15 protein-coding genes are annotated in these 22154 nt (G+C 71.4%); 7 read left to right on the forward strand and 8 right to left on the reverse strand.

Annotation, left to right across the window (positions count from 1 at the left end):
• Positions 1 to 7 precede the first annotated feature (7 nt).
• Positions 8 to 2377 (forward strand): amino acid adenylation domain-containing protein, encoded by a 2370-nt coding sequence (locus ACZ6Y1_RS08215; RefSeq protein WP_469624811.1) that lies wholly within the window; start codon positions 8 to 10, stop codon positions 2375 to 2377.
• 120 nt (positions 2378 to 2497) lie between these two features.
• On the opposite strand, the gene ACZ6Y1_RS08220 is transcribed toward ACZ6Y1_RS08215, so the two are convergent.
• The 6 genes from ACZ6Y1_RS08220 to ACZ6Y1_RS08245 form a co-directional block, all read right to left on the reverse strand.
• Entirely contained in the window at positions 2498 to 3208 is a 711-nt protein-coding gene (locus ACZ6Y1_RS08220) for a LuxR C-terminal-related transcriptional regulator (protein WP_469624814.1), read from the reverse strand.
• A 32-nt stretch (positions 3209 to 3240) separates the two neighbouring features.
• Positions 3241 to 3708, reverse strand: a complete 468-nt coding sequence (locus ACZ6Y1_RS08225; RefSeq protein WP_469624816.1) for a hypothetical protein — start codon at positions 3706 to 3708, stop codon at positions 3241 to 3243.
• A 79-nt stretch (positions 3709 to 3787) separates the two neighbouring features.
• Positions 3788 to 3946 (reverse strand): phosphopantetheine-binding protein, encoded by a 159-nt coding sequence (locus ACZ6Y1_RS08230; protein WP_469624818.1) that lies wholly within the window; start codon positions 3944 to 3946, stop codon positions 3788 to 3790.
• Positions 3889 to 5121: an AMP-binding protein gene (locus tag ACZ6Y1_RS08235; protein WP_469624821.1), complete on the reverse strand. Its 1233-nt coding sequence runs from the start codon at positions 5119 to 5121 to the stop codon at positions 3889 to 3891. The genes ACZ6Y1_RS08230 and ACZ6Y1_RS08235 overlap by 58 nt, the downstream gene beginning before the upstream one ends.
• A gap of 1124 nt (positions 5122 to 6245) precedes the next feature.
• On the reverse strand, positions 6246 to 7190 hold the full coding sequence (locus ACZ6Y1_RS08240) for a glycoside hydrolase family 16 protein (RefSeq protein WP_469624823.1): 945 nt from the start codon (positions 7188 to 7190) through the stop codon (positions 6246 to 6248).
• A gap of 411 nt (positions 7191 to 7601) precedes the next feature.
• Positions 7602 to 8108 (reverse strand): hypothetical protein, encoded by a 507-nt coding sequence (locus tag ACZ6Y1_RS08245; RefSeq protein WP_469624825.1) that lies wholly within the window; start codon positions 8106 to 8108, stop codon positions 7602 to 7604.
• Between the two features lie 68 nt (positions 8109 to 8176).
• Between ACZ6Y1_RS08245 and ACZ6Y1_RS08250 the strand changes: the two genes are divergently transcribed.
• Entirely contained in the window at positions 8177 to 10267 is a 2091-nt protein-coding gene (locus ACZ6Y1_RS08250; protein ID WP_469624901.1) for a bifunctional polysaccharide deacetylase/glycosyltransferase family 2 protein, read from the forward strand.
• Position 10268: 1 nt separating this feature from the next.
• The gene (locus ACZ6Y1_RS08255; RefSeq protein ID WP_469624829.1) at positions 10269 to 11531 is read left to right on the forward strand and encodes an acyltransferase family protein; all 1263 of its coding nucleotides are present in this window, start codon (positions 10269 to 10271) and stop codon (positions 11529 to 11531) included.
• A gap of 78 nt (positions 11532 to 11609) precedes the next feature.
• On the opposite strand, the gene ACZ6Y1_RS08260 is transcribed toward ACZ6Y1_RS08255, so the two are convergent.
• Entirely contained in the window at positions 11610 to 12140 is a 531-nt protein-coding gene (locus ACZ6Y1_RS08260) for a DinB family protein (protein ID WP_469624831.1), read from the reverse strand.
• Complete coding sequence (locus tag ACZ6Y1_RS08265) at positions 12137 to 14779, reverse strand: amino acid adenylation domain-containing protein (protein ID WP_469624834.1); 2643 nt, start codon at positions 14777 to 14779, stop codon at positions 12137 to 12139. The genes ACZ6Y1_RS08260 and ACZ6Y1_RS08265 overlap by 4 nt, the downstream gene beginning before the upstream one ends.
• A 285-nt stretch (positions 14780 to 15064) precedes the next feature.
• Here ACZ6Y1_RS08265 and ACZ6Y1_RS08270 point away from each other — a divergent pair, with 285 nt between their 5' ends.
• From ACZ6Y1_RS08270 to ACZ6Y1_RS08285, 4 genes are all read left to right on the forward strand, one after another.
• Positions 15065 to 16393, forward strand: coding sequence for a cation:proton antiporter (locus ACZ6Y1_RS08270; RefSeq protein ID WP_469624836.1), 1329 nt, complete (start codon positions 15065 to 15067; stop codon positions 16391 to 16393).
• Entirely contained in the window at positions 16390 to 17892 is a 1503-nt protein-coding gene (locus tag ACZ6Y1_RS08275; RefSeq protein ID WP_469624838.1) for a tryptophan 7-halogenase, read from the forward strand. Before ACZ6Y1_RS08270 ends, ACZ6Y1_RS08275 begins: the two co-directional genes overlap by 4 nt.
• A gap of 25 nt (positions 17893 to 17917) precedes the next feature.
• A complete protein-coding gene (locus tag ACZ6Y1_RS08280) occupies positions 17918 to 20482 on the forward strand; it encodes a non-ribosomal peptide synthetase (RefSeq protein ID WP_469624840.1) in 2565 nt (854 codons plus the stop codon).
• A gap of 218 nt (positions 20483 to 20700) precedes the next feature.
• Positions 20701 to 22154: condensation domain-containing protein (locus ACZ6Y1_RS08285; protein ID WP_469624842.1), on the forward strand; the 1454-nt coding region annotated here is incomplete at its 3' end.

The following is a 22154-nucleotide window of genomic DNA, read 5'->3' on the forward strand; positions in this document are numbered from 1 at the left end:
ACCATCCATGAACAGTGAACGTCAGGACGTCAGAATCACCTCCCTGCGCCCCGGGCCGGGACGGCCGGTGGTGGTCGTCGACTTCAACGAATTCACGGCGCGCAAGACCCTGTCGGCGCTGGTGTCGGAAGCCGACTCCGACCGGGCCGTCCTCCGCATCGATGCCGTGAACGGGCCGGCCGCCGGCGCGGACTTCGACATCGTCGGGCTCGCCCACGCCTACGCCGCGGAGCTGCGTCGCATGGAGGCGTGCCCAGAGGTCGTTCTCGGCTATTGCAGTGCGGCCACCCTGGCCCTGCACGTGGCCGAGGCCCTGACCGACGGTCACGGCCGTCGCCCGAGGGTGATCCTCGTCGAGCCCACCTGGATGACACCGGAGCTGATCAGGGCGGACGTCAGCGTGCTCCACGCCAAACTCGTCGGTGCGCCGGTCGAGGACTACGACGGCGACCTCTCGTTGCAGGCGATACTGGACATGTTGCGGAACGCGCTCGCGGACAAGCTCCGTGCCGACGAACTCCCCGACGAGGACATCGAATTCTGCGTTCCCCACCTGACCGACCGCTACCGGACCTGGTTCCACTTCCTCCTCCAGGTGCTGGACGCCCGGGTCCCGGCGGGCCTCCTGCCCGACGCCGTGCTGCTCGGCGACGACGGAGAGCGCTTCCTCCATCCCGACTGGCCCGAGGACGACATCCGGGTGGAACGGCTGCCGCTGCCCACCGGCGCCCTGCTGGCGGACCACGGAACCGGACCGTTGCTCGAGCAGCTCATCGGGCAGCTCTCCCCGTCCGCCCCGGACTTCGACGAAGGCGAGCCGGCGGCCGAGGACGGAGCGCGGATCACGGACCTGCTGCGCCACCGGTTCGAGACGAACGAGGCAGACCCGGCGGTTTCGGACGAGCACGAGACCATCACCTACGGTGAGCTGGCGCGACGGGCGGGTGCGCTGGCCGACCGGTTGCGGGGCCTCGGCGTCGCCCGCGACGTGCCCGTCGCCATCCGCGCCGAACGATCCGTCGCCCTCGCCGTCGCGATCGTGGCGGTCCTGCTGGCGGACGGCGCGTACCTGCCGCTGGACCCCTCGTGGCCGGCGGCCCGCACGGAGCACATCCTCGGCCAGGCCGAGCCCCCGGTGCTGATGTGCGACAAGGATTCGACGGTCGAGTTCTCGGCGTTCCGGGAGTTGTGCGTCATCGGCCTCGACGGGGATTCCGCCACACCGTCCGGCCCGGTCGGCCGTACGGACCGACCGGATCCCGGCGATGCCGATCTGGCCTATGTGCTCTACACGTCGGGTTCCACGGGCCGGCCGAAGGGAGTGGCGGTCCCGCACCGGGGTCTGGTCAACCGGATCCGCTGGATGCAGGAGCAGTTCCCCATTGCCGTCGGTGACGCGGTGCTCCAGAAGACCCCGTACACCTTCGACGTGTCGGTATGGGAGTTCCTCTGGCCGCTGACCGCCGGAGCGCGACTGGTGATGGCGCGCCCCGACGGCCACCGGGACCCGGAATACCTGGCCGAGACGATCCGGCGGGAGTCCATCAGCGTCATCCACTTCGTCCCTTCGATGCTCGACCTGTTCCTCACCGAGGTCGAGCCGTTCTCCTGCCCGTCGCTGCGTCATGTCATCGCCAGCGGCGAGGCGCTGAACCCGGAGTCGGCGAACCGTTTCGCGGATTCCCATGCCGCCCTGCTGCACAACCTCTACGGCCCGACCGAGGCCTCGATCGACGTGACCCACTGGACCTGCCGCAGGCCGGAGCCGGGGCCGACCGTGCCGATCGGCCGACCGATCCGCGGGGTGCGCGTGGCCGTTCGTGACACGGAGGGGCGTCCTGTCCGCGCCGGCGAGATCGGCGAGTTGTATCTCGGAGGAGTCTGCCTGGCTCGCGGCTACATCGCCCAGCCGGAACTGACCTCCGCGAGCTTCGTCCAGGATCCGGCCGGCGGGGACCGGCTCTACCGCACCGGTGATCTGGTGAGCCGGAACAGCGAAGGGGTGCTGGAATTCCACGGCCGCAGCGATCACCAGGTCAAACTCCGCGGACTGCGGATCGAGCTCGGCGAGATCGAATCCGTGGCCCGCGAGCACCCGGCCGTCGGATCCGCCGTGGCGATGGTGCGCCGGGACGAGGGCGCCGATCCGCGACTGGTGCTGTACGTGACTCCCGACATGGACGCGGACTCCGCGGTCGCCGTGCGTCGGCACATCGCGGGGCGGATGCCCGAACAATGTGTTCCCTCGGTCATCGTCCCGCTTCCCGCCCTGCCCCTCACCGAGAACGGCAAGTGCGACCGTGCGGCGCTTCCGGCTCCGACCTATGCGGGGCTCGGACGCGGCGCGACCCGCAGGAGGAGCCGCCCCGCCTCCTGAACTCGATGGGCCGAGCCGGGGCGCCCCTCGGCGGGTCGGGGGCGAAAAGCCGGACGGAGCTCCGGAAGGGCGACGGTTCGCACACCGCGTCGCCTGTTCCGGAGCTCCGTGGGGAGGAGGTCAGCGAAGCCCGAGGAGGCAGTGTTCACGCGCGTAGATCACGGCCTGGATGCGGTTGCGGACACCCAGCTTCCGCAGCAGGTTGGAGACGTGGAACTTCACGGTCTTCTCACTGAGCACCAGGGACTGCGCCACCTCGTGGTTGGACATGCCGGTGACGATGAGTTCGAAGATCTCCTGCTCGCGCGCGGTCAGCTCGGACAGGTGGTCGTTGCCGGGGAGTGCCGGGGGACGGGTGCCGAGCAGATCGACCAGCTTGCGGGTGAAGGGGGGCGGGACCACGGCATGGCCTTCCGACACGGCGCGCACCGCGGCGGCGATGTCGTCGAGCGCGCCGTCGTTCAGTACCAGGGCGTCGGCACCCGCGCGCAGGTACTCCAGGGCGACGTCCGTGATGGCCAGGTCGGTGAGGACGACGATCCCCACGCGCCTGCCCGGGTGTTCGCGCACGCGCCGCAGCACGTCGAGGGTGTCCCACATCGGGTCGGCGTCGTCGAGCAGTACGGCGTTCGGCGCCTTCGTGGCGAGGACCCGGTCGAGTTGGTACATGGAGGTGGCCTCGGCCACCGTCTCGATACCCGGGGAGCCCACGAGGGCGCTGCGGAGCGCGGCACGGATCAGCGGGCGACTCGCCAGGATGGCGACGCTGATGGACGGCTGCCGGGCGACCGACGAAGTGGTTTTCTCTGAGGGCGAAGTGTGCGCAAGCATGGGGTGGGGGCCTCCATTTGCTGGTTTGAGGGTTAGCCGTCTGTCGGAGGAGCTGTCAGCGGGCCGGGCCGGGCGACACGGCGGGCCTCGGCTGTCGCGCGCGCGGCCTGCCGTACCCCGGCTGCCGGCCGGAGCACCGTGCCGAGCGCTGTGGCGAGCATCACGAGACCCGCCGTCACGCGGCTGTGCGCGATGCCCAGCGCCGGGGTCAGCGGCTGCGTGAACACCAGCGGGACGAACCGGCCGAGGAACGTGACGAAGACCAGGGTGCCGATCACCCGGCCCTTGCCACCCGGTGGGGTGAGCGCCGGCTGCCAGGCGTTCAGGTTGGAGATGGCCGAGCCGAGTCCGGCTGCCGTTGCCATCCCGAGCCGTACGTAGGCTCCGCCCAGCAGACCGATGGTGATGACCATGATCCGGTCGAACGGCAGCCGGAGGCTCTCCTGGGTGCAGGAGAGCGGGATGTCGGAAGCTGCCGCGTCAGGATGGGGCACACTCATGGGAAGAGACCGTTCTGAAGGCATGGCGACTCTCCGGGGAATCAGGCCGGAAGGTGCCGCTGTGTGAAGCGTCGGGTCGCTAGCGCTGCTGGAGCGCTGCGGCGATCGCATCAATGCGGCGCAGTCGGAGCAGGTCCCGCGGGGTGAGGACGATGCCGGACTTCTTGGCCTGCGCGATCATCAGAAGACCGGCGATGGAATTGCCACCGATCTCGAAGAAGTCGTCACGGACTCGCACCGAGGCCGAGCCCAGGGTCTGCTGCCGGATCTCGGCCCGGGCTGTCCCGGATACCGCCGGGCGAGCGCGACACCGCCCATGTGCAACTGGCCGACCTCGCCCACCGGGACCGGCTGCCCCGCCTCGTCGAGCACGGGGGCGACGACGTTGTCGGCCGGGCGGCCGACGGGGACGTGGGGCCGGGTGTCCTCCGGCGAGCAGGTCCAGGTCAGCACCTGGATCACGGAGAGCTTCGCGAAGAACGAGTCCTGCAGCCGGCGGGGCAGTGCCTCACCGCCGACGAACATGTGGCGCAGGTCGCGACATCGCGGGACGGCGGGATCGTTCAGGAAGTGGCGCAGCATCGAGGGCACGAGCTGGATCGTGGTGATCCGCTCGGCCGCCACCGTCTCGGCCAGAAAGCCGGGGTCAAGGTGGCCGTCGGGCTCCGCCAGCACGACCGTGCCGCCGCTGATGAGTGGGACGAAGAATTCCCATATCGATGCGTCGAACGTGTAAGGCGTTTTCTGGAGCAACCGGTCGCCGGCCGAGAAGCCGTATTCGCGGACCATCCGGTTCAGAATGTTCGAGATTCCGGCGTGCTCGAGCATGACGCCCTCGGGCTCTGCGGTGGCGCCGGAGGTGAAGAGAAGGTAAAAAATGTCGGCGGGATCCGTCGCGATCGTGCGAGGAATACCTGCAGGGCCTGTGGGGCCTCTCCAGAAATCCCCGGCATCGATGTCGAGGGACGGAGAGACGGCCGGATCGACTCTCTCGGACACGGCTCGGTGAGTGACGACGATTTTTGTGCCAGCGGTGCGGATGATGAATTCCCGGCGCGCGGCGGGCGCCTGGGGATCGATCGGGACGTAGGCGGCGCCGGCCTTCAGGATGCCCAACAGGACGGCTGGAAGGTCCAGGCAGCGCTCCATCTGCACCGCTACGAAGTCCCCGCGGTCGACCCCCCGGTCGATGAGCGCGCGTGCCACGCGATCCGAACGTGAGCCGAGCTCACGGTACGTCAAAGACGCGCTACGGAATTCGATTGCCGTGGCATCGGGTGACCGGGCGGCTTGCCCGGAGAAAAGGTCATGAATGCACGCGAAAGTCCCGAATGCCGGGTTCGGGCTGGTGGATTGATTTTTTAGGTGGCCATTACTAAGCACAACTGGGTCCCCGGTGCTTGTTGGCTCCATCTTTTGTAGAAGCCCCCGTTTTTTGAATGCCCACGAAGACTCTTGGTCACGCAGGCAACCCGGCGAGCGTAACCAGCGTTGCTTTGGAGCGTCAACAGGCTTTGGATTTACCAGCCTTGACGCGCTTGTGTTCGGATTGAGGCGATTTCACCGGTCTGTGCCGTCGGCCGCTGCCACCTGCTGCAATGCTTCTGGATCTTGGTCTGTTAGAGTCGCTCGCCGAGACCCCTCCGGGGCCACTTCCACGCCCGCCGGCTCTGCGCGGCAATCGACTTCGGCATTCCTCACGCCGGCTGGCCCATGGCCTCATGGTGGGATCGGGCCTGGCGTGTCCGGGACGGGCTCGCCGGTGCGGCGTCAGCCGGCGGCGCTCCGAGGAGGTGGGGATGGACGGCACCCGGGTTCGGCCGCGGGGGCGAGAGGGTCAGGCGTGACGGAATTACACGATCCGACGGCGCTGGATCAGGGCGAGCTGATAGCACTCGGCCGGATCGATCCGCAACCCGGCCTCGGCCGGCCCGTACGGGATCAAGCCGAGCCGCGGACGGGTCAGCGCCGGTCCGGTCAGCTGGGACGTCAGCGGCCTGACGACCAGCGGCCGCCGACGCGCACCGTCGCCGACGCCGCAGCACTGTTGGACGTGCTGGCCGGCGCGATGCCGGGAGACGCCTGCGCTGCGCCCGACCCGACCTGCCGGACGGCACTTCCTTCCGCGACCACGCCGCGCATCGCGGTCATCACCGAGGCCACGGTCCCCGGGCGTCGTGGTGCACCCGGATGGCCGGGCGGCCGTGGAGAGCGCGGCCGATCTGCTCAGCCGCCCCGGCCACCGGGTCGAGTCGTCGGCGTCACCGACCGACGGACGATCCTCCCTCCCGCGCCGGCCCAACCGCCCCAGGCGGTCGGCAGGATGAGGAACGAGAGCGACCCGGCCCGGGAGTCCGCCCGCGACCACAGCGTTCTCCCCTTTCACGGCCGTCCACAACGTCACGGGCCGGCCCGCCGTCAGCCTTCCCTGCCAGGGGTTCGCATGGACCGCACCAGGCCATTGATTGCGCACGCGCGGCGTCCCGGGCGGGATCGACTCGTGAGTCGTGCTGCGAAGAGGCCGGGCGTGAGGGCTGTCAGGCCTTCGGGACGGTGTTGACGTAGTTCGTGCCGGCGCCGTAGAAGCCGTCCACGGTCTTCTGGACGTCCGCCTGGGACACGGCCTCGTCGGCCTTGTAGTAGACCCAGTTGACCTTCATGTCCCAGGTGCGCTGTCCGCCCGTGAAGGGGAGGTCGATGAGCCAGTTGCTGAAGTGGATGTCCATCTTCTCGCGCGGCACGTACTTGCCGGAGCTGGTGAACGTCTCCTTGCCGTCCAGGGAGTAGACGACCTTCCCGTCCATGGCGGTGATCATCAGCAGGTGCCAGCCCTCGAGGCGCTGCTTGGTCGTCTTGTTGACCCGGTCCGGCGGGTCGGCCTTGTACCAGCTGACGTTGTCCAGTCGCGGACCCGTCGAGCCCCAGCCGCCGTTCGGCAGGTACTCGAAGTCGAGTTCGCTGTAGTTCGCGGACGAGTCCGAGGGGGAGATCGGGAAGAAGGTCTGGACGACGTGGTCGCCGTTGCGGCCGCTCGAGGGCTTGTCGCTGAAGTGGACCCGGGCGGCGTAGGTCCCCGTGAAGAGGTTCTTGCCGGTGGTCAGCACCTCGACCTGCTTGGTGCCCTGCTTGGTGCCGTCGGTGGAGGACTGCAGCTGCATGACCTTGCCGCCCTGGGCGGTCGTGTCGGCGGGGAAGCCGGCGCCGGCGGTGTTCCAGCTGTCCTGGACGCCCGGGCCGCCCCCGCCGGTACGGATCTCCCAGCCGTGGGCGGCGAGCGAGGGGTCGTCGGCGCCGCTGTAGTGGAAGTTGTCGAACAGGGTTCCCGGCGGGCCGGCCGGGGTCGGCGCGGCGCTGGGCCGGCCGTCGCCGCCCTTGCCGGACGCGGCGCCGCCGCCGGAGCACGCGGCGAGCACGCACAGCAGGGCGGGCAGGGTGAGCGCGGTCCACGCGCGGCGACGAGAAGTGCGGCGAGGCTGGCTCACGCGGGCTCCTTGGGGCGTAGAGGCGGTACCTGGACACGCCCTCTGCATGAGGATCAACGGCTGATCCGACGAGGGGGTCATCCTAAGGTGCCGGGCGGGCACCGGGACGGCCGCCCGGGTGGCTTTCGTGCCTCCCGGAGACCGCGTTCCGAGCGAAATCGGCGTGGCCGGAAACCTACTGTTCGGTATCCGGAGGCTTCACCCCCGTTTTTACTGGCCGGTACTGCCGATTGGTATCTCGATCCGATTACAACACCCGCGCGGATAGCGCTAAATCCTGACATGGGCCCCAAGTCGAGTGACGTCGGTGCACTAGCGTTCGCCCTGCGATCCCGTGGTCTACGTACCCTGCAATGAAAGGCCTCGCAAGGTGCGCCCAGCTTTCAACTACTTCGAGCGAGGGACGACATATCAGGGTGTACCCGATATGTCGGATTCAGACTTCGAGGAGTCCGCTCCGGCCCCGGTCTTCGTCGACCAGTCGGGCATGCGCGGCCGTCTGCTGCGCGGTTTCGGATGGCCGGTTTCCGTCGTCGGCGCGATCCTCGCGGTCGCCATGGGCAGCAGCCTGATCGGCGTGCAGGCCGACGCCCCGGCGATGGGCATACCCACGCAGCCCTCGCTGCCGCCGGCCCCGTCGCCCACACCGTCGCCGTCGCCCGCCTCCTCGTCAAAGCAGGCGGCATCGTCCCCGTCGGCCTCGCCGAAGTCGGGCACGCGGTCCGCGACTCCGCAGTCGAAGACCTCCGCCGGGACGCCGAAACCGTCGGCCGGGACGTCGAAGCCGTCGGCCGGTACGGCGAACACCTCGTCCGGCACCTCGAAGACCACGGACACCGTGCCGCGCGGGGCAACGCCTTCCCGGCAGCCGGTCAAGCGCAGCTGATCATCCGCACCACCCATCTCCAGGAGCGTCATTGTCCCGGTCCCGGCACCAGCGCCGCCGGCAGTCCCTGCTGAGGCCACGCCGACTGGCCGCGCCCCCGCTGCGCTTCTTCATGCCGCTGTCCCTGCTGGCCTGCCTGCTCGCGCTGCTCGTGCTGCGCGGCCTCGCCAACAACGAGGCGTTCCACGACGACCGGATCGCCATCTCGGTCGACAAGGACACCGTCCCGCAGAACCTGCTCAAGGGCGGTCCCGTCATCGACGCGCGCGGTGACAAGAACGACCACCCGGTGAGCTACCGGATACCCGACCGCACCGTGGTCCTGAGCTTCGACGACGGTCCCTCGCCCGAGTGGACCCCGAAGATCCTGGACCTCCTGGAGTCCCGCGACATCAAGGCGGACTTCTTCGTGACCGGCGCGATGACCACGCGCTACCCCGAGCTGATCCGGCAGATCGTCGCCGACGGCCACGAACTCGGCGTGCACACCTTCACCCACCCCGACCTCGTGTACCAGTCCCACGCCCGGATCAGCTGGGAGCTGGCGCAGACACAACTGGCGCTGGCCGGAGTCGCGGGCGTGCACAGCGCGCTGTTCCGCCCGCCCTACTCCTCCGACGCCACGGCGCTCGACGACTGGAACTACCCGGTCATCAAGTACGTCGGCGCGCGCGGCTACCTCACCGCGTTCATCGACAAGGACACCGACGACTGGAAGCGGCCCGGCGTCGAGGAGATCGTCAAGGCGGCGATGCCGTCCAAGCCCGGCGCGGGCGAGATGATCCTGCTGCACGACGCCGGTGGTGACCGTACCCAGACCATCGCCGCGCTCACGCAGATCATCGACAAGCTGCAGGCGCAGGGCTACCGCTTCACCACCATCTCCGAGGCGCTCGGTGCCTCCAGTGCCACCGTGCCGGTGCACGGCTTCCAGCTGTGGGCGGGCAAGGGCTTCATCTGGGCCACCCAGTTCGCCGTGCACACCCTGCCGGTGCTGGTCGCGCTGCTGGCCGTCGTCGGCTTCCTCAACTTCGGCCGGTTCGCGCTGATGATCGTCCTCGCGCCGATCCACGCCCGCCGCGCCAGGAAACGGGACGTATGGGGGGCGCCGGTCACCGAGCCGGTCACCGTCCTCGTCCCGGCCTACAACGAGCTCGAGTGCATCGCCAACACCTTGAACTCGCTGGCCGCCAGTGACTATCCGATCGAAGTGATCGTCATCGACGACGGCTCGACGGACGGCACCGCGGACATCGTCGAGGAGATGGACCTGCCGTTCGTCCGGCTGATCCGCAAGGTCAACGGCGGCAAGCCCAGCGCGCTCAACGCCGGCGTCGCGGCAGCCTCGCACGACATCATCGTGATGATGGACGGCGACACCGTCTTCGAACCGTCCACCGTGCGCGAGCTGGTCCAGCCGTTCGGCGACCCCACGATCGGCGCGGTCGCCGGCAATGCCAAGGTCGGCAACCGCGACAGCCTGATCGGCGCATGGCAACACATCGAGTACGTCCTCGGCCACAACCTGGACCGCCGGATGTACGACGTGCTGGGTGTCATCCCCACCATCCCCGGCGCGGTCGGCGCCTTCCGCAAGGAGGCCCTGCAGCAGGTCGGCGGGATGAGCGACGACACCCTCGCCGAGGACACCGACATCACCATCGCGGTGCTCTGCGAAGGCTGGCGGGTCGTCTACGCCGAGGAGGCCCGCGCCTGGACCGAGGCCCCGGCCAGCCTCCAGCAGCTCTGGTCCCAGCGCTACCGCTGGAGCTACGGCAGCATGCAGGCGATGTGGAAGCACCGCCGCGCGGTGACCTCCCGCGGCCCGGCCGGGCGCTTCGGCCGGGTCGGACTGCCGCTCATCGTGCTCTTCGGCGTGGTCGCCCCGCTGCTGGCGCCGCTGGTCGACATGTTCCTGGTGTACGGCGTGCTGTTCGGGGACGCCCCGATCACCGTGACCAGCTGGGGCGGCTTCATCCTGCTCCAGGCCCTGCTGTCCTGGTACGCCTTCCGGCTCGACCGCGAGAAGCCCTGGCACCTGATCAGCCTGCCGATCCAGCAGCTGGTCTACCGCCAGCTGATGTACATCGTCCTGCTGCAGTCCGCGATCACGGCGATGACCGGTGGCCGGCTGCGCTGGCAGAAGCTGCGGCGCACCGGCGAGGTCGCCAGCGCACCCGTGGAGGCCTGACATGACCGCATCCGTCGAGTTCGGGCGCTTCCAGGACACCGTCCAGCTCAGGGTCCCCGCCGTACTGCTGCCGGAGCCGGAGCCTGAGCCGGAGGCTCCGGTCCAGCGCAAGGGAGGCCGGGACCGCTATCTCGACCTGCTGCGCGCGCTGGCGCTGGGGCGTGTGGTGCTCTACCACAACTTCGGCTGGTTCTGGCTGCCCCTCGTCTTCCCGTCGATGGGCGTGATGTTCGCGCTGGCCGGCTCGCTGATGACGCGCTCGCTCAGCCGTCCCGCCCTCGGCGTGATCCGCGGACGACTGCGCCGGCTGCTGCCGCCGATGTGGCTGTTCGGCGCCATCATGATCACCCTGCAGATCCTCGACGGCTGGGGCCCCGATTCCGAGGGTCACCCCAACTGGTGGTGGGGCAAGCTGGTGTTCTGGCTCCTGCCGCTGAGCACCCCGCCGTTCGGGGAGGAGCTGGGCGGGTTCTCCGGTCTCCAGCACCACGTGGAACCGACCTGGGCCGCGCAGGTCATCGTCCCGCTCTGGTACCTCCGGGCCTACCTCTGGTACGTCCTGCTCTCCCCGCTCATGCTCTGGGCGCTGCGCAAGTTCCCGGTGGTGACGCTCTTCACGCCGCTCGCGGTGGTGATCGTCATGAACACCTTCTTCGCGGAGCAGGAGTTCATCTACGGCCGGGTCTGGGAGACCGCCAACGACTTCGCCATGTTCGGCTCCTGCTGGATCCTCGGCATGGCCCACCAGGAGGGCCTGCTCAAGAAGATCCCGCAGTACGTCGTGCCGTCCGTCGCGCCGCTGATCATGGTGGCCGGTCTCTGGTACCTGAACACACGGCCGGTCGATCCGTCCCAGCCGACCGACATCGAGGCCTGGCCGATCGCCCAGGCCCTGTGGTCCCTCGGCTTCGTCGCCATGCTGCTCCACGTCAGCCCGTCCTGGGAGCAGTGGCCCAGGCCCCTGGAACGCTGGAACGGCCTCGTCAGCCTGCTCAACTCGCGCGCGGTCAGCGTCTACCTGTGGCACCAGGTCGGTCTGGTGGTCGCCATCCCGCTGATCGACCCGCTCTGGAACATCCCCTTCTTCTACACCCACCTCACCTGGCTCCTGTCCAGCCAGTGGTTCACGCTGCTGGTGGCCATCCCGCTGATCGGGCTGCTGGTGCTGACCTTCGGCTGGGTCGAGGACGTGGCCGCCAAGCGCAAGCCGAGGCTCTTCCCGTACCCGCGCCGCCAGCGGGGCAAGCGCAGGGCCGCCGAGTGACGGCGGGTTCCACGCACAGGACGAGGGGCCGTTCCGGAGCGATCCGGGACGGCCCCTCGGTCGTGCCGGCGGGTCGTGTCAGCGGGCCGCGGCCGCGTCGAGCGCCTCGCGGATGATGTCCGCGTGGCCCGCGTGCCGCGCGGTCTCCTCGATCATGTGGAGCAGCACCCAGCGCAGATCGCGGTGGGCCGCCTTGGGCCAGACGCACCGGGTGTCCAGCGGCAGCTCCGCCACGGCCCGCCGGGCCGCCTCCGTCGCCTCCCGGTAGGCCGCGAGCCCGCCCGCCACGGTGTCGTCCCCGCCGACCAGGAAGTCCTCGGTCGCCCAGTCGGCCTTCACGGCCGGCCACTCGCCGGGAACGGTCTCCCCGGTCAGTAGTACCCCGAACCAGCGGCGCTCCCACAGCGTCAGGTGCCTGAGCAGACCGAGCAGCGTCAGCGAACTCACCGTCGCGGCCGTCCGTGCCTCCTCGTCCCCGACCCCCTCGACCTTCGCGATCACCGCGGCCCGCTGCCGGTCGAGGAAGCCGCACAGGGCCTCCCGCTCGGCCCGCTCCCGCTCCGCCACCGGTCCGGCCACCGTGTCCCCCGTCTCCGCGCGGCCCGTCACTTCAGGGCCCGCGCCAGCACGGGACCGATCACGGACAGCGCCTCCGGCCGCATCAGCTCCATGTGCGTGTACGCCACCGGATGCCGCTCGACGGCGCCCCCGACGTACGGTGCCCACGACTCCGCCAGCCCGGTGGGCCGGCCCCCCGGACCGACCGCCTCGAAGCACAGCAGCCCGCCGTCGAACCGTGCGGGCTCCGGCACCACCCCGATCCGGCGGTTGTTGGCGGTGACGGCGATGACCGCCTCGGCGGTGCGCTCGTCCAGGCTGCCCAGCGTGCTGCCGCTCTCCCGCAGGATCTCCAGCACCCGCGGGATCTCCAGCGGGCCCTCACCGGGCTCGCGGTGGAAGGCCGGGACGCCGTCGAACGCCAGCGACAGCAGCTCCCGCGGCGGCAGTTCGGTCAGCTCGCCGCCCGTGTGCCCGTACGTGGAGTCCACCACCGCGAGCAGCGACACCTCCTCGCCCTCGGCCCGCAGCCGGGCGGCCACCGCGTGGGCCGCCTTCCCGCCGAACGACCAGCCCATCAGGGCGTACGGGCCGGCCGGGCGCAGCTCGCGGATCCGGCCCAGCAGGTCCCCGACCAGTTCGTCGAAGTCCCGGGCGAGCGGTGCGGTGCCGTCGAGTCCGCGCGCCTGCAGCCCGTACACCGGGTGCTCCCTGGGCAGGTGGCGCAACAGCCCGGTGTAGCACCACGCCATGCCGCCGCCCGGATGCACGCAGAACAGGGGGGTACGGCTGCCGTGCGGGCGGAGCCGGAGCACCGGCTCCAGGTCCCCGCCCTGCTCCTCGCGGCCGTCCTGCATCTCCGGGGCGAGCGCGGCGACGGTCGGCGTCTTGAGCAGGCTGCGGATGGAGAGCCGCACGCCGAGCACCGAGCGGACCCGGCCGGACAGCCGGGTGGCGAGCAGCGAATGCCCGCCCAGTTCGAAGAAGTTGTCGTCGATGCCCACCTCCGGCAGCCCCAGCACCTCCGCGAACAGCTCGCACAGCACCCGCTCGTGCGGGGAGCGCGGACGGCGCCCCGAACCGACGGGGAAGACCGGGGCGGGCAGCGCCCGGTAGTCGACCTTGCCGTTCGGGGTCAGCGGCAGCCCGTCCAGCACGGAGATCGCGGTCGGCACCATGTACTCCGGCAGGGACTGCGCCAGGTGCCGGCGCAGCGCCTCGGGCTCGGCCGGGTAGGTGCTGCCCGGCTCCTGCACCACGTACGCCGCCAGCCGCTTCTCCCCGAGCTGGTCCTCGCGCGCCACCACCGCGACCTGGCTCAGCCCGGGGTGGCGGCCGAGGACCGCCTCGATCTCACCGAGCTCGATCCGGAACCCGCGGATCTTCACCTGGTCGTCGGCCCGGCCCAGGAAGTCCAGCAGCGGCGAGGAGGGGTTGCGGCGGGCCAGGTCCCCGGTCCGGTACATCCGGGCCCCGGCCGGGCCGAACGGATCGGCGACGAACCGTTCGGCCGTCAGGTCCGGCCGCCCGGAGTAACCGCGCGCCAGACCCGTCCCGGCCAGGTACAGCTCGCCCTCGGCGCCCGCCTCGGCGGGCCGCAGGGCCGCGTCGAGCACGTAGGCCCGCATCCCGTCGAGCGGGCGGCCGATCGGCACCGGGGCCGGCACCCGCGCCCCGTCCGTCCAGGGGTGCTGGGTGGCGAACAGGGTGGTCTCGGTGGGGCCGTAGGCGCAGCGCACCACCGTGTCCGGGCAGTGCTCCAGCACCCGCCGCACCGCGGCCGGGGAGATCACGTCGCCGCCGGTGATCACTTCGGCGACCCCGGCCAGGCAGCCGGGGTCCTCGTCCGCCACGACCCGGAACAGACCGGCGGTGATCTGCAGACCGGTGATCCGTTCCTCGGACAGCAGGCGGGCCAGCGCGGCCACGCTCAGATCGCCCTCCGGCGCCACCACCACGCAGCCGCCGTGCAGGAGCGGCACCCACAGCTCGTACGTCGACGGGTCGAAGGCGTACGGGGCGATCATCAGGACCCGTTCCCTGGCGGCGGCACCGAACATGCCGTCCCCGGCCAGGTCCAGGACGTCGCGGTGGGTGACCGCCACACCCTTGGGGACGCCGGTCGAACCGGAGGTGTACATCACGTACGCGAGCTGGTCCGGCCGGACCGTTACCCCCGGGTCGGTGCCCGGCAGGGAGGCGAACGGCCCCTCCGCGTCGACCAGTACGGTCTCGCACCCGTCGGGCAGTGCCAGACCCTCCGCGCAGGCCCGGTCTGTCAGCAGCACCGGCGCGCCGGTCTCCCGGACGATCCACTGGCGGCGATCCTCGGGATAGCCGCGGTGCAGCGGCAGGTAGCAGCCGCCCGCCTTGAGGATGCCCAGTACGGCCACCACCAGATCGGGTGACCGCTCCATCAGCACGGCGACCTCCGTCTCCGGCCCGACACCGAGGTCCAGCAGCCGGTGCGCGAGCCGGCTGGCGCGCTCGTCGAGCTGCCGGTACGTCAGGCTCCGCGCGCCGGAGCGCACCGCGACCGCCTCCGGTGTCCGCGCCAGCTGGGCGGCGAAGGCCGCCGGAACCCCGTCCGGAACAGCACTCGGCACACCGTCCGCGGCGGTGGCCGCGGCCTCGGCGCCGGCGGACGCGCCGGGAACGGGGGCGGGGCTGTCGACTTGGGCCACACGCATGTCAGGAACTCCATTCAGAAGCGGCGAAGAGACGTATCCGGGAGGGATGCGCAGGAGCAGAGTCGACAGGGATGGGGAGGGGAATCGCCCGCCGCCGGTGACCCTACGCTCCGGAGGAAGGGCCCGTCGGGGGCATTTGGTGACGTGCACTTTGCTGTCGGACGGGCCGCCTAGGCCCACCGCGCCGCGTTGCCCAAAACTGGGCGCACGGTGCGGGCCGGCAGGGGGCGGGAGATACGCCGAGGAGTCCGAACGGCCGTTCACAACCCTGGGGAGACACACCCGATGTCCGTACCGGCAACAGTCCCGCCCTTCCTGGGCTCACATGAACTACTGCTCCTGCTGCTCCAGTTGGGCGGTCTGCTGGCGGCGGCGACCCTGCTGGGCCGGCTCGCGGTCCGGCTGAACCTGCCGGCGCTGGTCGGTGAACTCGGCGCGGGGGTGCTGCTCGGCCCCTCGGTCCTCGGACCGCTGGCGCCGGCGCTGTCCTCCTGGCTGTTCCCGGCCCGGGCCGGGCAGTTCCACCTGCTGGACGCCGTCGGGCAGCTCGGGGTGCTCCTGCTCGTGGGGATCACCGGGACCGAGCTCGACCTGCGCCTGGTCAGGGCGCGCAGCGGGACCGTGGCCGCGATCAGCGGCTTCGGCCTGGTGCTCCCGTTCGCCCTGGGCACCGGCACCGGGCTGCTGCTGACGGCCTGGGGCTCCGCGAGCGGAGACCGCACGCTGCTGCCCCTGTTCCTGGGAGTGGCGATGTCCGTCAGCGCCGTCCCGGTGATCGCCAAGACGCTGATGGACATGAAGCTGCTGCACCACGAGATCGGGCAGCTCACCCTGACCGTGGGGGTCATCGACGACCTGTTCGGCTGGCTGATGCTGTCCGTGCTCTCCGCGATGGCGACCGCCGGCGCGGGCACGGGCTCCGTGCTGTGGGCCGTCGGCGGGCTGGTGCTCCTGCTCGCCGCCGCCGCGCTGTTCGGCGGACCGCTGGTGCGGCGGATCTTCCACTGGGCCGGGCGGTCCGGTGAGACCGGCCCGCCGGTCGCCGCGGTGGTGGCGTGCGTGCTGCTGGCGGCGGCGACCACCGCCGCCCTCGGCCTGGAGGCCATCTTCGGGGCCTTCCTCTGCGGCATCCTGATCAGCCGTCACGGGAAACCCGCCCCGGCCGCGGTGAAGGCACTGAGGACGGTGGTGAACGCCGTGCTCGCCCCGGTCTTCTTCGCCACCGTCGGTCTGCGCCTGGACCTCACCGCGCTCACCGACCCCCGGTGGCTCGCCGTCGCGGCCGTCGTGCTGGCGGTGGCCATGGCCGGCAAGTTCGCGGGCGCCTACCTCGGGGCCCGGGCCAGCCGGATGACCGGCTGGCAGGGTCTCGCCCTCGGAGCCGGCATGAACGCCCGCGGAGTGGTGGAGGTGGTCGTCGCCATGGTCGGGCTGCGGCTCGGCATCGTCTCCGCCGAGCTCTACACGATCATCGTCCTCCTCGCCGTGGCCACGTCCCTGCTCGCACCCCCCGTCCTGCGGCTGGCCATGGCCCGGATCGAACCGGGGGAGCAGCACGCGCCGGGCCGTCCCGCACAACCGAAGAGTTCCGTCGTCCAGAAGGAAGCAACGTGAACGCACAGACCGAATCCGGGCACGAGGCGTACGACGTGATCGTGGTGGGCGGTGGCCCGGGCGGTTCGACCGCCGCCACGCTCGTGGCCCTGGAGGGACACCGGGTCCTGCTGCTGGAGAAGGAGCGGTTCCCGCGCTACCAGATCGGCGAGTCCCTCCTGCCGTCCACCGTGCACGGCATCTGCCGGATGCTCGGAGTCACCGAGGAACTCGCCGGAGCCGGATTCATGCCCAAGCGCGGCGGCACCTTCCGCTGGGGCACCAGCCCCGAACCGTGGACCTTCTCCTTCTCCGTCTCCGATTCCTTCTCCGGACCCACCTCCCTCGCCTACCAGGTGGAGCGGATGAAGTTCGACCAGATCCTGCTGGACAACGCCCGCCGCAAGGGCGTCGAGGTCCGCGAACGCTGCTCCGTCGTGGACGTGCTGGAGGAGGACGGCCGGGTGAGCGGCGTCCGCTGCACCGGCCCCGACGGCAACCGCACCGAGATCCGCGCCCGGATGGTCGTCGACGCCTCCGGCAACAGGAGCCGCATCCAGAGCCGGATCGGTGGCAGCCGCCACTACTCCGAGTTCTTCCGCAACATCGCCCTGTTCGGCTACTTCGAAGGAGGCAAGCGGCTGCCCGCCCCCAACCGGGGCAACATCCTCTGCGCGGCCTTCGAGTCCGGCTGGTTCTGGTACATCCCGCTCTCCGAGACGCTCACCAGCGTGGGCGCCGTACTGCGCCACGACGCCCTCGAACGGGTCCAGGGCGACAAGGAGAAGGCGCTGGCCTCCCTCATCGACGAATGCCCGCTGATCGCGGAGTACCTCGCGGAGGCCCGGCGGGTGGAGACCGGGCCCTACGGGGAGATACGGATCCGCAAGGACTACTCGTACTGCCAGGACACGTTCTGGCGGCCCGGGATGGTGCTCGTCGGGGACGCGGCCTGCTTCATCGACCCGGTCTTCTCCTCCGGGGTGCACCTGGCCACCTACAGCGCCCTGCTCGCCGCCCGGTCGATCAACTCCACGCTCTCCGGCGAACTCCCCGAGGAGCGCTGCTTCGCCGAGTTCGAGGCCCGCTACCGCAAGGAGTTCTCGGTCTTCCACGACTTCCTGGTCGCCTTCTACGACATGCACCAGGACGAGGAGTCGTACTTCTGGAAGGCCCAGAAGATCACCAACGGCTCCGGCAACGGCCTGGAGTCCTTCGTCGCCCTGGTCGGCGGCGCCGCCTCGCGGGAGAGCGGTCTGATCGACGCGGACTCCTACGCCGCCCACCGTGCGGACGCCTTCCGGGAGTTCGCCGAACTCGTCGAGGCCCCGGGAGCGCCCGGGGGCGGCGACCGCGACCTGTTCGGCTCCGAACTCGTCGAATCGGTCCTGGAGGAGGGGGCGCGCATCCAGGTCCAGGCGGCCTTCGGCGGGAGCGCCGACGACAGGGGAGCCGACCTGCCGCAGGGCAGCCTGGTGCCGTCCGCGAACGGCCTGCGCTGGTCCGAGACCACCGGCTGACGCGGCGTCCCGGGGAGACGGACACATGGAGAAGCAGCTGCCACCGCCCTGCCGGCGCGTGGACCTGACGTTCGAGGGAGCCGTCACGGGCGGCCCGGTCGGCGGAGCGGGGCCGTCGGCCCGGCCCGGTGCCGAAGCGGGCGTGATCCGTACGGAGTTCACGGCCGGACCCGAAGCGGCCCGCCTGCTGCACGCCCTGGCCCAAGAGACCGGAACCGGCCCCGGGACGGTGCTGGCGGCCGCGCTGGCCGCACTGCTGGCACGGCTCGGGCTGGACGCCCCGGCACTGGTGGCCGTCCCGGCCCCGGCCGCCGTCCCGGCCGGGGACACCGGCAGCGGCGCGGGCCCCGCACCGGTGCGCACCGGCCGCACCGGTCCGTCCGCGGACGACCCCACTCCCCGCGGGCTCGTCCACCGGCTGCGGGAGGCAGCTCCGGCCGGCCCCGCACCTGCCCGGCCCGACCTGACCCTCCGGTACGGGACCGCGGACGAAGGCCCGGCCGCAGGGCTCCGCGGCACGCTGGAGATCAGGGAGGGGCTGCTCCCGCCCGATGCCGGGTCCGGCCCCGGCGACCGGCTGTCCCGGCTCCTGACCCCGTTCCTGATCCCCTTCCTGACCGGGTTCCTCACCCGTCCGGACCGGCCCGCCGGCGCCATCGAGCTGCTGACGGCAACCGAACGGCAGCGGCTGACGGAGGGATGGAACGACACCGCCGTCCCCGTGCCGCCCCGGAGCGTGCCCGAACTCTTCCAGGCACGGGCGGCACGACACCCGCAGGCCCCGGCCCTCGTCGCGGGGCCGGTCGAGCTGACGTACGGGGAACTGAACGCCCGCGCCAACCGGCTGGCCCATCACCTCGTCCGGGGCGGCGCCGGCCCCGAACGGCACGTCGCGGTCGCGGCCACCCGCACCGCCGACCTCGTGGTCGCCCTGCTCGCGGTGCTGAAATCGGGGGCGGCCTACGTGCCCGTCGACCCCGCGTACCCGGCCGACCGGATCGACTGGATCCTGCGGGACTCCCGGCCGGCGCTGCTGATCACGGACTCGGCCGCCGCCCCCCGGCTGCCCGGGACCGGCGTCCCGCGGCTGGTCCTGGACGACCCCGGGACCGTCGCCGCGCTCGCCCGGTACCCCGTCACCGACCCGGCCGGCCCGGACGGCGCCGCACCCGCCGCACCCCCCAACCCGGCGTACGTGATCTACACCTCCGGCTCCACCGGCCGCCCCAAGGGAGTGGTGGTGACCGGCGCCGCCCTGGTGAACTTCCTGCACTCCATGGCGGCCCGGTTCCGGCCCGGCCCGGGGGACCGGCTGCTCGCCGTCACCACCGTCGCCTTCGACATCGCCGCCCTGGAGCTGTACCTGCCGCTGATCACCGGGGCCTGCGTGGACCTCGCCCCGCGCGAACTGGTCCGCTCCCCGGCGGCCCTGCTCGCCAGGATCGCCACCACCGGCACGACCCTGCTCCAGGCGACCCCGAGCCTGTGGCGCGCACTGACCGCCGCCGCGGACGGGGCCACGGGCGCGGCCGGCGCCCTGGCGGGCGTCCACGCCCTGGTGGGCGGGGAGGCCCTGCCCGCCGAACTCGCCCGGTCACTGACCGCCCGCGCCGCGGCCGTCACGAATCTGTACGGGCCCACCGAGACCACCATCTGGTCGACCGCGGCCGAGCTGGGCGCCGGCCCGGGCGCCGTGGGCGCTGCGGCGCCCGCCATCGGCGGCCCGATCGCCAACACCCGGGTGTACGTGCTCGACGAACGGCTGAGACCCGTGCCCCCGGGCGTCCCCGGCGAGCTGTACATAGCGGGGGACGGGCTGGCCCGCGGGTACCGGGGCCGGCCGGACCTGACCGCCGAGCGGTTCGTCGCCGATCCGTTCTCCGGCCCCGGCGGGCGCATGTACCGCACCGGGGACCTCGTACGGTGGAACGGGCACGCGGCGCTGGAATACCTGGGCCGCACCGACCACCAGGTCAAGATCCGCGGTTTCCGCATCGAACCCGGCGAGATAGAGGCCGCGCTGGAGCGGCACCCGGCAGTCGCGCAGAGCGCCGTGCTCGTCCGCGAGGACCCCCCGGGCGAGCCGCGGCTGGTCGCCTACGTGGTTCCCGCCGCGGGCCGCCCCGACGGGGAACAGTGGACGGGCGAGGGACTGCGCGGCCATCTGGCCGAGTCCCTTCCGGCGTACATGATCCCGGCGGTGTACGTGCCGCTGGACGAACTGCCGCTGACGCCCAACGGCAAACTCGACCGCGGGGCCCTGCCCGCCCCCGGCCCCGCCGCGGGCCGCCGGACCGGACCTCCCGGGCGGCCGCCTTCGTCACCGGCCGAGGCGCTGCTGTGCGAGCTGTTCGCCGAAGTGCTCGGACTGCCGGAGGTGGGCCCCGACGAGGAGTTCCTCGACCTCGGCGGCCACTCCCTCGCAGCGATGCGGCTGAGCGGCCGCATCGCCGTCACCCTGGGCGTCGAGATCGGCGCGGAGACCGTCCTGACCAGCGGCACCCCCGCCCGCCTCGGCACGGCACTGGCCGGGGCGAAGACGGCCCGGCCCGCCCTGCGCCGCCGGCCCAGGACCGCCGTCGGCCCCTGACCCGGACCGTGCAGGGAAGTAACTGTCGTGCAGTTTGATGTGGCAGCCCGGCCGTTGCCGTCGGGGGCGCCGCTCCAGCAGAGTGATCACCGTTACCGGGTCTGCTGATCAGCACCACATCGCACCCTCCTTTCTCGTCCCGCTCTCCTTCCGCGCTGCCGCCTCCTACGCCTCTGCGTGCGGTCAGACGTCAAGAATCAAGTGATCAGGAGTTACGCGTGATTCCCTTGTCGTTCGCTCAGCGCCGCCTCTGGTTCCTGGACCAGGTGGAGGGGCCCAGTGCCACCTACAACCTGCCGTTGGCGGTCCGGCTGTGCGGTGTGCTGGACCGGGAGGCGCTGCGGGTGGCGCTGGGTGATGTGGTGGAGCGGCACGAGTCGTTGCGGACGGTGTTCGCCGCGGTGGACGGGGAGCCGGTGCAGGTGGTGCTGGCGGCGGAGGCGGCCCGTCCGGGGCTGCCGGTCACCGAGGTCACCGAGGCCGCGCTGGAGGGCGTACTGCACGCTGCGGCGATGCGTCCGTTCGATCTGGCGGCGGATCTGCCGGTGCGGGCGGAGCTGTTCGCGCTCGGGGAGGACGAGCACGTCCTGCTGGTGACCTTCCACCACATCGCCTCCGACGGCTGGTCGGAGGGCCCGTTCGCCCGCGACCTGTCGGCCGCCTACGCCGCCCGGCTGGCCGGCACCGCACCGGACTTCACGCCACTGCCGGTCCAGTACGCCGACTACACCCTCTGGCAGCGCGAACTGCTCGGAGAAGCGGACGACGAAAGCTCCCTCGGACACGAGCAGTTGGCGTTCTGGCGGGAGAACCTGGGCGGCCTCGCCGAGGAGCTGGAACTGCCCTACGACCGTCCCCGGCCGGCCGTGGCCGGCTACCAGGGCGGAACGGTCACCTTCCGGGTGGACCCCGAGGTCCACAGCGGGCTCGCGGAGATCGCCGGCAAGGCGGACGCCAGCCTGTTCATGGTCCTCCAGTCGGCCCTCGCCACCCTGTTCAACCGGCTCGGCGCCGGCACCGACATCCCCCTCGGCACGGCGGTCGCCGGGCGCACCGACGAGGCGCTGGAGGAGAGCGTCGGCTTCTTCGTCAACACCCTCGTGCTGCGGACCGACCTCTCGGGCGACCCGTCGTTCGGTGATCTCGTCGCCCGCGTCCGGGAAGCCGACCTGCTGGCCTTCGCCCACCAGGACGTGCCGTTCGAGCAGGTGGTGGAGGCCCTCAATCCCGCCCGCTCACTGGCCCGCCACCCCCTGTTCCAGGTCATGTTCGCCCTGCACGAGCTCGACGGCCCCGCCCTCGCCCTCCCCGGGATCCACGGCTCGCGCGTCGCGCTGGGTGCGACCGGGGTGGCCAAGTTCGACCTGGACTTCCAGTTCACGCTGACGCGCGGGGACGACGGTTCGCCGGCCGGGCTGGAGGGGCTCGTCGAGTTCAGCACCGAACTCTTCGACCGGCAGACCGTCGAGACCCTCGTCTCCCGCCTGCTCCTGCTCCTGGACGCCGTCGCCACCGCGCCCGACACCCACATCGGCGCCCTGCCCGTCATGGCGGACGAGGAACGCCGCCGGATCCTCCGTGAGTGGAATGACACGGGTGTGGGTGTGTCGGTGGGGTCGTTGCAGGAGTTGTTCGCGGCGCAGGTGGTGCGGTCGCGGGATGCGGTGGCGGT

Source organism: Streptomyces sp. NPDC053432 (genome assembly GCF_055585365.1).